This window comes from Shewanella sp. HL-SH4, from assembly GCF_051164845.1.
Lineage (GTDB): Bacteria > Pseudomonadota > Gammaproteobacteria > Enterobacterales > Shewanellaceae > Shewanella > Shewanella glacialimarina.
In genome coordinates this window covers 1,945,932-1,958,559 of the sequence record NZ_CP195037.1, presented here as the reverse complement: position 1 = coordinate 1,958,559, position 12,628 = coordinate 1,945,932, and the positions used below count along the sequence as shown (strand labels likewise).

22 protein-coding genes and 1 pseudogene are annotated in these 12,628 nt (G+C 42.5%); 18 read left to right on the top strand and 5 right to left on the bottom strand.

What is annotated here, in order from left to right:
• Nucleotides 1–63: 63 nt before the first annotated feature.
• The 18 genes and pseudogenes from rplN to ACRWQL_RS09470 form a co-directional block, all read left to right on the top strand.
• Nucleotides 64–432 (top strand): 50S ribosomal protein L14, encoded by a 369-nt coding sequence (rplN, locus tag ACRWQL_RS09555; RefSeq protein ID WP_011494644.1) that lies wholly within the window; start codon nt 64–66, stop codon nt 430–432.
• Nucleotides 433–444: 12 nt separating this feature from the next.
• Nucleotides 445–759, top strand: coding sequence for a 50S ribosomal protein L24 (rplX, locus tag ACRWQL_RS09550; RefSeq protein ID WP_226411983.1), 315 nt, complete (start codon nt 445–447; stop codon nt 757–759).
• Between the two features lie 13 nt (nt 760–772).
• Entirely contained in the window at nt 773–1,312 is a 540-nt protein-coding gene (gene rplE, locus ACRWQL_RS09545; RefSeq protein WP_226411982.1) for a 50S ribosomal protein L5, read from the top strand.
• A gap of 10 nt (nt 1,313–1,322) precedes the next feature.
• A complete protein-coding gene (gene rpsN / locus ACRWQL_RS09540; protein WP_226411981.1) occupies nt 1,323–1,628 on the top strand; it encodes a 30S ribosomal protein S14 in 306 nt (101 codons plus the stop codon).
• A 23-nt stretch (nt 1,629–1,651) separates the two neighbouring features.
• Nucleotides 1,652–2,044 carry a 30S ribosomal protein S8 gene (rpsH, locus tag ACRWQL_RS09535; RefSeq protein WP_188959299.1) on the top strand — a complete coding sequence of 131 codons (393 nt, stop codon included), beginning with the start codon at nt 1,652–1,654 and terminating at the stop codon, nt 2,042–2,044.
• A gap of 10 nt (nt 2,045–2,054) precedes the next feature.
• On the top strand, nt 2,055–2,588 hold the full coding sequence (gene rplF, locus ACRWQL_RS09530; protein WP_226411980.1) for a 50S ribosomal protein L6: 534 nt from the start codon (nt 2,055–2,057) through the stop codon (nt 2,586–2,588).
• Nucleotides 2,589–2,598: 10 nt separating this feature from the next.
• A complete protein-coding gene (gene rplR / locus ACRWQL_RS09525) occupies nt 2,599–2,949 on the top strand; it encodes a 50S ribosomal protein L18 (protein WP_188843805.1) in 351 nt (116 codons plus the stop codon).
• 10 nt (nt 2,950–2,959) lie between these two features.
• A complete protein-coding gene (gene rpsE, locus ACRWQL_RS09520; RefSeq protein ID WP_076502247.1) occupies nt 2,960–3,463 on the top strand; it encodes a 30S ribosomal protein S5 in 504 nt (167 codons plus the stop codon).
• A 6-nt stretch (nt 3,464–3,469) separates the two neighbouring features.
• Nucleotides 3,470–3,658 carry a 50S ribosomal protein L30 gene (rpmD, locus tag ACRWQL_RS09515; RefSeq protein WP_226411979.1) on the top strand — a complete coding sequence of 63 codons (189 nt, stop codon included), beginning with the start codon at nt 3,470–3,472 and terminating at the stop codon, nt 3,656–3,658.
• Nucleotides 3,658–4,092: a 50S ribosomal protein L15 gene (gene rplO, locus ACRWQL_RS09510; RefSeq protein WP_226411978.1), complete on the top strand. Its 435-nt coding sequence runs from the start codon at nt 3,658–3,660 to the stop codon at nt 4,090–4,092. The genes rpmD and rplO overlap by 1 nt, the downstream gene beginning before the upstream one ends.
• Nucleotides 4,093–4,099: 7 nt before the next feature.
• On the top strand, nt 4,100–5,440 hold the full coding sequence (gene secY, locus ACRWQL_RS09505; RefSeq protein ID WP_226411977.1) for a preprotein translocase subunit SecY: 1,341 nt from the start codon (nt 4,100–4,102) through the stop codon (nt 5,438–5,440).
• 23 nt (nt 5,441–5,463) lie between these two features.
• A complete protein-coding gene (gene rpmJ / locus ACRWQL_RS09500; protein ID WP_006083579.1) occupies nt 5,464–5,577 on the top strand; it encodes a 50S ribosomal protein L36 in 114 nt (37 codons plus the stop codon).
• A 118-nt stretch (nt 5,578–5,695) separates the two neighbouring features.
• Nucleotides 5,696–6,052: a 30S ribosomal protein S13 gene (gene rpsM / locus ACRWQL_RS09495; protein ID WP_226411976.1), complete on the top strand. Its 357-nt coding sequence runs from the start codon at nt 5,696–5,698 to the stop codon at nt 6,050–6,052.
• A gap of 17 nt (nt 6,053–6,069) precedes the next feature.
• The gene (gene rpsK, locus ACRWQL_RS09490; protein WP_011635661.1) at nt 6,070–6,462 is read left to right on the top strand and encodes a 30S ribosomal protein S11; all 393 of its coding nucleotides are present in this window, start codon (nt 6,070–6,072) and stop codon (nt 6,460–6,462) included.
• Between the two features lie 31 nt (nt 6,463–6,493).
• The gene (rpsD, locus tag ACRWQL_RS09485; protein ID WP_226411974.1) at nt 6,494–7,114 is read left to right on the top strand and encodes a 30S ribosomal protein S4; all 621 of its coding nucleotides are present in this window, start codon (nt 6,494–6,496) and stop codon (nt 7,112–7,114) included.
• Nucleotides 7,115–7,138: 24 nt separating this feature from the next.
• Nucleotides 7,139–8,128 carry a DNA-directed RNA polymerase subunit alpha gene (locus ACRWQL_RS09480; protein WP_188843792.1) on the top strand — a complete coding sequence of 330 codons (990 nt, stop codon included), beginning with the start codon at nt 7,139–7,141 and terminating at the stop codon, nt 8,126–8,128.
• 39 nt (nt 8,129–8,167) lie between these two features.
• Entirely contained in the window at nt 8,168–8,563 is a 396-nt protein-coding gene (rplQ, locus tag ACRWQL_RS09475) for a 50S ribosomal protein L17 (protein WP_226411972.1), read from the top strand.
• Between the two features lie 798 nt (nt 8,564–9,361).
• Nucleotides 9,362–9,556, top strand: a pseudogene (locus tag ACRWQL_RS09470) (IS3 family transposase); the annotation flags it as partial.
• 150 nt (nt 9,557–9,706) lie between these two features.
• On the opposite strand, the gene ccmE reads toward ACRWQL_RS09470, so the two are convergent.
• From ccmE to ccmA, 5 genes are read right to left on the bottom strand one after another with little or no spacing between them, the layout of a single operon-like run.
• Nucleotides 9,707–10,204, bottom strand: a complete 498-nt coding sequence (ccmE, locus tag ACRWQL_RS09465) for a cytochrome c maturation protein CcmE (RefSeq protein ID WP_226411970.1) — start codon at nt 10,202–10,204, stop codon at nt 9,707–9,709.
• Nucleotides 10,201–10,401 (bottom strand): heme exporter protein CcmD, encoded by a 201-nt coding sequence (ccmD, locus tag ACRWQL_RS09460; protein ID WP_226411968.1) that lies wholly within the window; start codon nt 10,399–10,401, stop codon nt 10,201–10,203. The genes ccmE and ccmD overlap by 4 nt, the downstream gene beginning before the upstream one ends.
• Nucleotides 10,401–11,147 carry a heme ABC transporter permease gene (locus tag ACRWQL_RS09455; RefSeq protein WP_434953247.1) on the bottom strand — a complete coding sequence of 249 codons (747 nt, stop codon included), beginning with the start codon at nt 11,145–11,147 and terminating at the stop codon, nt 10,401–10,403. The genes ccmD and ACRWQL_RS09455 overlap by 1 nt, the downstream gene beginning before the upstream one ends.
• 13 nt (nt 11,148–11,160) lie before the next feature.
• Entirely contained in the window at nt 11,161–11,847 is a 687-nt protein-coding gene (gene ccmB, locus ACRWQL_RS09450; RefSeq protein WP_434927801.1) for a heme exporter protein CcmB, read from the bottom strand.
• A 9-nt stretch (nt 11,848–11,856) separates the two neighbouring features.
• The gene (ccmA, locus tag ACRWQL_RS09445; protein ID WP_434953246.1) at nt 11,857–12,507 is read right to left on the bottom strand and encodes a cytochrome c biogenesis heme-transporting ATPase CcmA; all 651 of its coding nucleotides are present in this window, start codon (nt 12,505–12,507) and stop codon (nt 11,857–11,859) included.
• Nucleotides 12,508–12,628 lie beyond the last annotated feature (121 nt).

Here is a 12,628-nt window from a genome sequence, read left to right as displayed (position 1 = left end):
ATTTTTGGCTAAATATTGTCCCAATATTGGGATTTGTGTAGTAACGATAGCGGAGCACTTAAAATGATCCAAATGCAATCGACTCTAGACGTCGCATGTAATAGTGGCGCACGTAGAGTTCAGTGTATTAAGGTCTTGGGTGGCTCTCATCGTCGTTATGCCGGTATCGGCGACATTATCAAAGTTTCTGTTAAAGAAGCGATTCCTCGCGCTAAAGCGAAGAAAGGTGATGTATATAACGCGGTGGTAGTCCGTACTAAGAAAGGCGTACGTCGTCCAGACGGTTCTGTCATTCGCTTCGATCGGAATGCAGCGGTATTGCTTAATGCAAACCTTGCACCGATTGGTACTCGTATCTTTGGACCAGTGACACGTGAATTGCGTACTGAGCAATTTATGAAGATTGTCTCTCTGGCACCTGAAGTACTGTAAGGAGCTTTCAAAATGGCAGCAAAAATCCGTCGTGAAGACGAAGTGATTGTATTAGCAGGTAAAGACAAGGGTAAACGCGGTAAGGTTTCTCAAGTTCTACCTACTGGTAAATTAATTGTTGAAGGCATCAATCTCGTTAAGAAACACCAAAAGCCAAACCCACAATTGGGCGTAGCTGGCGGCGTTATCGAGAAAGAAGCACCGATGCAAACATCAAACGTAGCGATCTTTAACCAAGCCACAGGCAAGGCAGATCGTGTTGGTTTCCGATTTGAAAACGACAAAAAAGTCCGTTTTTATAAATCGAACAGCGAACTCGTTAAGTAATTTGGAGTAAACGATGGCGAAACTGCATGATAAATATCAAGAGACTGTGATCGCTGAACTAGCTAAAAAGTTCGGTTATAGCAGTGTCATGCAAGTCCCTCGGATTGATAAAATCACCCTTAATATGGGTGTTGGTGAAGCTGTTGCAGATAAGAAAGTTATGGAGCATGCGCTTCGTGATATGACTGCAATCGCTGGCCAAAAGCCAATTGTAACTGTTGCTCGTAAATCAGTTGCTGGCTTTAAAATCCGTGAAGGCTACCCTATAGGCTGTAAAGTTACCCTGCGCGGTGAGCGCATGTGGGAATTTTTAGAGCGTCTAGTTGACATTGCAATCCCACGTATTCGTGATTTCCGTGGCTTAAGCGCTAAAGCGTTTGACGGCCGTGGTAATTATGCAATGGGTGTGAAAGAACAGATCATCTTCCCTGAGATCGATTACGATAAAATCGATAAGATTCGTGGTATGGATATTGTTATCACTACTACTGCGAAAAATGATGAAGAAGGTCGTGCTTTGTTGACCGCTTTTAACTTCCCATTTAAGAAATAAGGGTAGCATAATGGCTAAAACTTCTATGAAAGCACGTGAAGCAAAACGTGCACAGCTCGTAGCTAAGTATGCTGAAAAGCGTCTAGCACTTAAAGCTACTATCAGCAGCCCAGAGACTTCGGAAGAAGATCGTTGGGATGCGGTACTTAAGTTGCAAGCACTACCACGTGATTCAAGCGCATCGCGTCAACGCAATCGCTGTAATCAAACTGGTCGCCCACATGGCTTTTTACGTAAATTCGGCTTAAGCCGTATTAAATTACGTGAAGCAACCATGCGTGGTGAAGTTCCTGGCCTACGTAAGGCCAGCTGGTAAGCACTTGTACGGAGTAAGCTAATATGAGCATGCAAGATCCTATTGCGGATATGTTAACCCGTATTCGTAACGGCCAAGCTGCTAACCACGTATCTGTAAAGATGCCTTCAGCTAAGTTAAAAGTAGCAATTGCGAAATTACTTAAAGATGAAGGTTTCATTACTGACTACGCCGTAGCAGATGAAGCTAAGCCTGAATTAGAAATTACATTAAAGTACTTTCAAGGCAAACCAGTCGTTGAGACTATCCAGCGCGTAAGCCGTCCTGGTCTTCGTATTTACAAAGGTAAAGACGAACTTCCAAAGGTTATGGGCGGTCTGGGTATCGCAATTGTGTCCACTTCTAAAGGCTTGATGACTGATCGTGCCGCCCGCCAATTTGGCTCGGGTGGCGAGGTTATCTGCTACGTAGCGTAAGGAGTTAGTAATGTCTCGTGTTGCAAAAGCACCAGTCACTATCCCTGCTGACGTAGAGGTGACTTTAAACGAACAGACTTTAACTGTCAAAGGCAGTAAAGGAAGTCTGACTCGAGTAATCAACAATGCGGTAAATGTTGTTATCGAAGATGCACAAGTTAAGTTTCTACCTGTCGAAGGCTTTGAAAAAGCTTGGGCGCAGGCAGGTACTGCACGTGCACTAGTAAACAATATGGTTGTTGGTGTATCTCAAGGTTTTGTGAAAAAACTTAAACTTGTTGGTGTAGGTTACCGTGCGAAAATCGCTGGTAGTGACTTAGACTTAACATTAGGTTTCTCACATCCATTAGTACACAAGCTACCCGCAGGCGTGACAGTAGAATGTCCTAGCCAAACTGAAATCGTCTTAACAGGCGTTGATAAACAGTTGGTTGGTCAAGTTGCTGCAAACATTCGTGGTTACCGTCCACCAGAGCCTTATAAAGGTAAAGGTGTTCGCTATGACGACGAAGTTGTACGCCGTAAAGAGGCTAAGAAGAAGTAGGTAACGCGATATGGATAAGAAAACATCTCGCTTACGTCGCGCTACTCGTGCACGTAAGAAGATCCAAGAGCTAGGCGTGAATCGTCTGGTTGTACATCGTACACCGCGTCACATTTATGCTCAGGTTATTAGTCCTGAAGCTCAGGTGTTAGCTGCCGCTTCAACTGTTGAAAAAACAGTTAAAGAGCAACTAAAGAGTACCGGAAACGTAGATGCGGCCAAAGCAATTGGTAAACTAGTTGCTGAGCGTGCGATCGAGAAGGGCGTGGCTACTGTTGCGTTCGACCGTTCTGGTTTCAAGTATCACGGACGTGTGGCTGCATTAGCAGACGCTGCTCGTGAAGCTGGCCTGAAGTTCTAAGGGGTTATAAATGGCTAAATTAGAAGCTCAGCAAAAAGACGATTTGCAAGAAAAATTGATTGCAGTTAATCGTGTTTCTAAAGTAGTTAAGGGCGGTCGTATCTTTAGCTTCACAGCACTAACAGTAGTGGGTGACGGTAACGGTAAGATTGGCTATGGCTATGGTAAAGCACGTGAAGTTCCAGCAGCGATTCAAAAAGCTATGGAAAAAGCGCGTCGTAACATTGTGACCGTTGAGTTGAATGCAGGTACTCTGCATCACCCAGTTAAAGGTCGTCATACAGGTTCACTTGTGTACATGCAACCAGCATCACAAGGTACTGGTATTATTGCCGGTGGCGCAATGCGTGCCGTATTGGAAGTAGCAGGCGTTCATAACGTTCTGTCAAAAGCATACGGTTCTACTAACCCGATCAACATCGTTCGCGCTACAGTCGATGCGTTGGTGCACATGAAGTCACCTGCTCAAATCGCTGCTAAACGTGGCCTGAATGTTGACGAAATTCGGGGATAATGCACCATGGCTACTAAAACAGTTAAAGTAACACAGACCAAAAGCAGCATCGGTCGTTTACCAAAACACCGAGCTACCCTAACAGGTTTAGGTCTGCGCCGTATTGGTCATACAGTTGAACTTGAAGATACTCCTTCAGTTCGCGGTATGATTAACAAGGTTTACTACATGGTTTCGGTGGAGGAATTAGGATAATGCGTCTAAATACTCTATCTCCAGCAGCAGGTTCTAAATCTGCTCCTAAGCGTGTTGGCCGAGGTATTGGTTCAGGTTTAGGTAAAACAGCAGGTCGTGGTCATAAGGGACAAAAGTCTCGTTCTGGCGGCGGTGTGCGTGTAGGTTTTGAAGGCGGTCAAATGCCTCTTAAAATCCGTTTACCTAAGTTCGGCTTTACATCTCGCAAAGCTTTGGTTTCAGCTGAAGTTCGTTTACTCGAACTAGCAAAAGTTAACGGTGATGTCATCGATTTAAACACTCTGAAAGCTGCGAACGTTATTACTCGCAATATCCAGTTTGCGAAAATCGTTCTTTCAGGTACCATTGAGCGCCCAGTGACTGTAAAAGGTCTAAAGGTAACCAAAGGTGCACGTGCAGCTATTGAAGCTGCCGGTGGCAAGATCGAGGAATAATACGTCGATGGCAAAACCAGGACTTGATTTAAAAAGCGCGAAAGGTGGTTTATCTGAACTGAAAACTCGCCTTCTGTTCGTGATTGGTGCGATTATCGTCTTTAGAGCCGGTTCGTTTGTACCAATTCCTGGTATTGACGCAGCTGTATTAGCAGAGCTTTTTGCTCAGCAAAAAGATACCATCCTTGGCATGTTTAACATGTTCTCGGGTGGTGCTTTAGAGCGTGCCTCTATCTTCGCATTAGGTATCATGCCGTATATTTCGGCATCGATTATTATGCAGTTATTGACTGTTGTGCATCCTGCACTTGCTGAATTGAAAAAAGAAGGCGAGTCAGGGCGTAAAAAGATAAGTCAATATACTAGATATGGCACACTTGTACTGGGTACATTGCAATCTATCGGTATCGCGACAGGTTTACCTAATTTAGTTCCTGGCCTCGTGGCCAATATTGGATTTGGTTTTTACTTTGTTGCTGTTGTAAGTTTAGTCACAGGAACTATGTTCCTAATGTGGTTAGGCGAACAGATTACCGAACGTGGTATTGGTAATGGTATCTCGATATTAATTTTCGCAGGTATTGTTGCAGGATTACCATCGGCTATCGGCTCAACAGCCGAGCAGGCGCGTCAAGGTGACTTGAATGTATTGGTACTACTGTTGCTCGCGGTTATTGTATTTGCTGTAACTTATTTTGTAGTGTTTGTGGAACGTGGACAGCGTCGAATCGTTGTCAACTATGCTAAACGTCAACAAGGCCGTAAGGTTTTTGCTGCGCAAAGCACTCATTTACCACTTAAAGTAAATATGGCAGGTGTAATTCCACCAATTTTTGCATCCAGCATTATTTTGTTTCCAGGCACACTGGCTCAGTGGTTTGGACAAAATGAGTCTATGTCATGGCTAAGCGATTTCGCTTTAGCTGTGTCCCCTGGGCAACCGCTGTATTCATTATTGTATGCGACAGCAATTATCTTTTTCTGTTTCTTCTATACTGCGTTGGTTTTTAATCCACGCGAAACAGCTGATAATTTGAAAAAGAGTGGTGCATTCATTCCTGGGATTCGTCCCGGTGAACAGACTTCGCGTTACATTGATAAAGTAATGACACGTTTAACCTTAGCGGGTGCGTTGTATATTACCTTTATCTGCTTAATTCCGGAGTTCATGTTAATTGCGTGGAAAGTACAGTTCTATTTTGGCGGTACTTCGCTACTAATTATAGTAGTCGTGATCATGGACTTCATGGCTCAGGTTCAGACCCATATGATGTCTCATCAGTATGAGTCTGTGATGAAGAAAGCTAATTTAGTCAACAAAGCGAATTTAGATCGCTTTGGAAAATAAGTTAGCTTTTACGGAGTGATGAAATGAAAGTTCGAGCTTCCGTGAAGAAGATCTGCCGTAATTGCAAGATCGTCAAGCGTAGTGGTGTTGTTCGCGTTATATGTGTTGAACCTAAACACAAACAGCGTCAAGGCTAAGTAAGAAGTTGGTCAGCCCAATAATGGGCTGACCAAAAATATTGTTTGCAAATTTGTTGTCTGTCGAGTATCCTTTCGGGCTTTTCGCAGATAGCCTTTAACATTTAAGGAGTGCATAGTGGCCCGTATCGCTGGCATTAACATTCCTGATCAAAAGCATACAGTCATCGCATTGACTGCTATTTTTGGTATTGGACGTACAAGCGCAAGAGCAATCTGTGCTGCTACTTCAATTGCTGAAGATGCTAAGATCAAGGAATTGAGCGAAGCTCAAATAGATATCCTACGCGAAGAAGTCGCCAAATATGCTGTAGAAGGTGACTTACGTCGTGAGATTTCAATGAACATCAAGCGTCTTATGGATCTTGGTTGTTATCGTGGTCTCCGCCATCGTCGTAGCCTGCCACTTCGTGGGCAACGTACTAAGACCAATGCGCGTACGCGTAAAGGTCCACGTAAACCAATCAGAAAGTAACGGGAAGGTAAACCAAAATGGCTAAAGTTCCGTCACGTTCTCCGCGTAAGCGCGTACGTAAACAGGTTGCAGATGGCATGGCTCATATCCATGCGTCTTTCAACAACACAATCGTAACCATTACCGATCGTCAAGGTAATGCTTTATCTTGGGCTACCTCAGGTGGTTCTGGTTTTCGTGGTTCACGTAAATCGACCCCGTTTGCTGCACAGGTTGCGGCAGAGCGTGCAGGTATTGCTGCGCAAGATTATGGTGTTAAAAACCTTGAAGTTTTTGTGAAGGGTCCAGGTCCAGGACGTGAATCAGCGATTCGCGCACTGAACGCAGTTGGTTATAAAATAACCAATATTACTGATGTGACACCTATCCCTCACAATGGTTGTCGTCCACCTAAAAAACGTCGTGTATAACACTACGTTATAGGATAGTTGGAGAAAGATCATGGCAAGATACTTGGGTCCTAAGCTCAAGCTCAGCCGCCGAGAAGGTACAGACCTTTTCTTAAAAAGCGGTGTGAGAGCAATCGAATCAAAGTGTAAGCTGGAAACTGCACCTGGACAACATGGCGCTCGTAAGCCACGTTTGTCTGAGTATGGTACTCAGTTACGCGAGAAACAAAAAGTTCGTCGTATTTACGGTGTGTTAGAAAAGCAATTCCGTAACTACTACAAAGAAGCTGCACGTTTAAAAGGTAATACAGGTGAAAACTTGTTACAACTTTTAGAAGTCCGCCTAGATAACGTAGTTTATCGTATGGGTTTCGGTTCTACTCGTGCAGAATCACGTCAGCTAGTAAGCCATAAATCTATTATGGTTAACGGTCGTGTAGTTAACATTCCGTCATTCAAAGTGTCTGCGAATGATGTTGTAAGCATCCGTGAAAAATCACGCACTCAAGCTCGTATTAAAGCGGCTTTAGAAGTGGCTGGTCAACGCGAAAAGCCTACATGGGTAGAAGTCGACAATGCGAAAATGGAAGGTGCTTTCAAGCGTCTACCAGAACGTAGCGATTTGTCTGCGGATATTAACGAACAGCTGATCGTCGAGCTTTACTCTAAGTAAAGCTAACAAACAAGAGAGGACACAATGCAGGGTTCTGTTACAGAATTTCTTAAACCGCGTCTCGTTGAAATTGAGCAGGTTAATTCAACTCGCGCCAAAGTTACACTAGAACCGCTAGAACGTGGTTTTGGCCATACCTTAGGTAACGCGTTGCGTCGCATCCTATTGTCATCTATGCCTGGCTGTGCTGTTACAGAAGTCGAGATAGATGGCGTACTGCACGAATACAGCAGTAAGGAAGGCGTACAAGAAGATATCCTTGAGATATTGTTAAATCTTAAAGGTTTAGCGGTAACTATCGAGGGTAAAGACGAGGCTATGCTTACGTTAAGTAAGTCCGGCACAGGCCCTGTTACAGCAGCAGATATCACACATGATGGCGATGTTACCATCATGAATCCTGATCATATTATCTGTCATTTGACTGGTAATAATGACATCAGCATGCGTATCCGTGTTGAACGTGGTCGTGGTTATGTACCTGCTTCGGCTCGTGCACAAACCGAAGACGATGATCGTCCAATCGGTCGCCTGTTGGTTGATGCGTCTTTCTCACCTGTTGCTCGCATTGCATACAATGTAGAAGCGGCTCGTGTTGAACAGCGCACAGACTTAGATAAGCTCGTAATTGATATGACCACTAATGGTACTATCGATCCTGAGGAGGCAATTCGTCGCTCAGCAACTATTTTAGCCGAACAGCTAGATGCGTTTGTTGATTTACGTGAGCCTGCTGCTAAGCCTGAGGAAGATGATAAACCGGAATTCGATCCGATATTGTTGCGTCCTGTCGACGATTTAGAGCTAACTGTACGTTCGGCTAACTGTTTGAAAGCCGAAGCGATTCATTACATCGGTGATCTGGTACAACGCACTGAAGTTGAGTTGTTGAAAACCCCTAACTTAGGTAAGAAATCACTTACTGAAATTAAGGACGTTTTAGCATCTCGCGGACTGTCGTTAGGTATGCGTCTTGAAAACTGGCCTCCAGCTAGTTTAGCAGACGACCTATAAGTCTCAGGTTAGTACAGATTAAGGTTATAAGGATTAGTCATGCGCCATCGTAAGAGTGGTCGTCAACTAAATCGTAACAGCAGTCATCGCCAAGCTATGTTCCGTAACATGGCATGCTCACTAGTTCGTCATGAGATAATCAAGACAACTGTAGCAAAAGCGAAAGAATTGCGTCGCGTAGTTGAACCTCTAATAACATTAGCTAAAGTAGACAGCGTTGCAAATCGCCGTTTAGCTTTCGCTCGTACCCGCGACGCTGAAGTTGTAGGTAAGTTATTTACTGAATTGGGTCCACGCTTCCAGGAACGTCCTGGTGGTTACACTCGTATTCTTAAGTGCGGTCTTCGTACCGGTGATAAAGCCCCAATGGCTTACATCGAGTTAGTAGGTCGTCCTGAAGCTGCTGAAGCTGTTGAAGTTGAAGCTGCAGAGTAATTAATTTTTAATTACTTATTAAAAACCGAGCCTAGGCTCGGTTTTTTTATATCCACTTTTCAGCTTTCTTATCCCTTGTTTTATTCTACTTAACCTCAGCTCGTGTTAAGAATGAATAAACGGTATTGAAATAGTCAAAATTCAACTGTTTACCCTCAAACTTAAGCTTTGCGCTGTTAACAAGGCGAATTTATGCGTCAATAGCGAGCTATTGCAAATGAACTCAACACAGTTAGCGGGGCAAAGATCTGTTTGATATGCATTTATTATCCCGAGCTGAGGTTACTTAGTATTTTCTGCAATTTTTAACGTTCACAGTAGTCTTCAGTAATTAACAAAGGGTTAATATCAGTTGTTATCAAGTGTGTAATCTAATGAAAATATACAGTTTAGTAAGCTTTCAGTAGCCTCAGCATGCACATCGGAACGCAGCATAAGCGTTTGTTGCACTCTCAAACATGCTAAATCGACAATTTGTCTTTATTTTATGAAATTCAATTATGATTTGGCTTTCTGATGTCTATTTGGAGCTGTAATAATTATGTTTATTTTGCGGTTACCTTAGTTCCACTTACTCGTAAATAAGTCGATGAGGATTGTCATGTTCGCCAGATTGATAATTGATGTCTAAAGGTTCGAATATAGTTTTCGAGTCACCTGTGCTAAAGAATAGGATGAATAACAGCTACCAATGCTTGCGACATATAAGCTTGAAGTTAATGCCTCTTCAGCTCGATCACTACAAGCAAAATTTGAGTCGTTGTGGAAGTTATTCGGATATTACACTGACGTAACGATTTCAACATTTTTAAATCTGAATCGGTTCCCGTAAGCGGTTATGGGAATTCTTACAGAAGCAGACAAAGCGTTCATAAATTACATTACTGAATATTGCAGTGAACCTCTACCCCATCAATATAATGATGGGTAACGCCAAATGAGTCAGACCGTTTATATTGGAATCGCACTAAAACCGCGGCTAATTTAACTTGACCAATAATTTTTTATACGAATATAAAAAAGACCGAATCTTTTGGATTCAGTCTTTTTATTCAAAGAGATTATTTATCTAGTTATAAGAACCAATATCTATTTCAACTCTATTAATTTATAGGCTTTGAATTTGTAGTTTTTCAATATAAGTTACTGGTATTTATAGCCCTTTGGCTCTGCGCCTTCTGGATAATCTAATTTTTTGTGGGTTTGTCCCATTGCTTCAGCAACTTCTGGTGGCATATAATTTTCATCATGCTTTGCAAGTACTTCAGTTGCTTCCAGCTTACCTGATTCCACTAATACGCCTTGAGCGACTATTCCCTGGCCTTCGCGGAATAAATCTGGAAGAAGATCGTCAAATGTCACAATGATTTCGCCACCTACTGAGTCATGTACCGCGAATTCCACATGTAAACTGCTTGGGTCGCGTATCATAGAGCCAACAGTGACCATGCCGCCTACGCGAATACGCTGTCCAATCTCTGGCTTAACTCCAGTGTCATTCTTACCATGTACAATTTCATATGGTGTATAAAACAAGTTCAAATTGGTATTTAACGCGTACAGTAAAAGTGAAGCGACACCTGCGACACCTGCGATTAAAGCTACTGCCAGTGTGAGTCTTTTTTTACGTCTTGGGTTCACGATTTATTACCTCTCGATTCTTTTAATCGTTCTTCTCTGATGATCTTTTTAGATATCTCAATAAGAACTTTTTTCCTTTGGCTAAGACTATGAATGATCAAAATAGCCAAACTGCCAAATGTTACACCGTAAGCTAACCATACAAAGAACGCATAGCCGCCCATATCTAAAAATTCTGCTAATGTATCGAATTGCATTATTTTGTCGCCTCCGCGTTAGCTAAATCACGAACCCAAGGACGCATTCCGTTACGTGCCAATACTTCTGCTCTATATCTTACTATGGTTAATGCTCCTATCATCATGCCAAATCCAGCAATATTGATAAGCAGTGGATAGAGCATATCTCCAGTCATTGTAGATTTTTCGGTAATCTTGATTGTGGCAGGTTGATGTAAGCTGCTCCACCATTCAACTGAATACTTGATAATTGGAATATTGATTACCCCAACGATGGCCAATATGCCTGCAGCTCTGCCTGCCAATACTTTGTCCTCAAATGAGGCGTAAAGTGCAATAACACCCAAGTAAAGGAATAATAGTACTAGTTCTGAAGTTAAACGAGCATCCCAAACCCACCATGTACCCCACATAGGTTTTCCCCATGCAGCGCCAGTAAATAATGCGATAAAAGTAATAACTGCTCCAATTGGGGCAATAGATGCCGCAGCCCAATCGGCGGCTTTAATCTGCCAGACGATACCAATAAATGAAGCGGTTGCCATCCCCATGTAGGCTGCCATTGACATGGATGCTGCAGGAACATGTATATATATAATTCTAAAACTATCACCCTGTTGATAATCCATCGGAGCATATAACAAGCCCCATGTCGTACCAACACCTATCATTGCAATTGCAAAACATGCAAACCAGGGCAACATTTTTCCTGCTAGATTATAAGATCGCTCAGGGTCTGCATATGAATTAAGCCATTTCCACATCTTATTCCACATATTAATTTGTACTCACACGTAAGGAGGCGCCAATTGCAAAAGGTGCCATAATTAAAGAACCAACCAGCATAGCGCCAATAATCGCTAGCTGACCATCATAAGGTAAATTCATCCCTGCCGCATCGATAGCACTTGTAGCAAAAATCAACACAGGTATATATAAAGGCAATATTAATAAGGTCAGTAATACGCCACCTTTACTGAGCCCAACAGTAAGAGCCACACCAATTGCACCTAATAGTGACAGGACAGGTGTTCCCAACGCTAAGGTAGCCATTAAAGCAACATAGCTATTACCTTCTAAATGAAGCAATACCGCCAATAATGGTGATACGAGTATTAATGGCACACCCGTTAAAATCCAATGAGCTAAGACCTTAGCCAATACCATAATCGCTAGCGGCTGAGGACTAAGTAACATTTGCTCTAAGCTACCGTCGCTGTAATCCGCTTTAAAGAGCCTTTCCAGTGACAGCATTGATGCCAGTAGAGCTGCTACCCATATTATTCCTGGAGCTACACGTGTTAGTACTTGCGGTTCTGGTCCAATTCCTAGTGGGAATAGAGTTACCACCATAATAAAAAATAACAGTGGGTTAAATATGTCACCACGATGTCTAACCGCAATTTTCAAATCACGTTTTAACAAGGTCACAAACGCGCTGCTGTAGCTAATACCTCTGTTCATTATTGAGCCTTATATAAAACGATAATCGAGAGTGATTTTACGAAGATTAGGCTCAGTAATTAAACTCATATCTTGATGAGTTGTGATAATTACGCATCCACCGCGATTAGCATGCTCCATAAAGAGCTGCTCCAGCTCTTCAACACCTATTTTATCGATCGCAGTAAAAGGCTCATCCAATATCCATATTTTACAATTGGTATGCCATAATCTTGCTAACGCTGTTCTTCGGTGTTGCCCTGCAGACAGATGTCCTGCTAATGCTTCTTCAAACCCGCTTAAGTTTACTTTGGCTAAAATGTCAGACGTTCTATAGTCATCATAACCACTGATTCTTAAATTGAAGTTAAGATTTTCTTCTGCGGTTAATTCACTTTTAACGCCGGCTAGGTGCCCTAAATAAAGTAAATTCTGATTAAACTCATCACGCGATCGAATGATGTTGTGTTTCAAATACAGCACATCTCCGGAATAAGGACGAGATAAGCCTGCTAGAATACGTAATAAGCTTGTTTTTCCGGAGCCATTCGGACCTTCAATTTGAACGATATCCCCAGGCATGATATCAAAGCTAAGCTCGTCAAATAATAAACGCTCTTCACGGATGCATGTTAGGTTGTTTGCACTGATCAAGGGAGTGGATGATGTTATTTTTGTCACTGAGCCCTCTATTTAATCGACTAATAAAGATTAAAAGATATTAACATAAACAGTATTATGCAGTTAACTTTAGCTATCATTAAGTGCCCGCAATTTGATGTAGTTCCAATAAAATTACTAA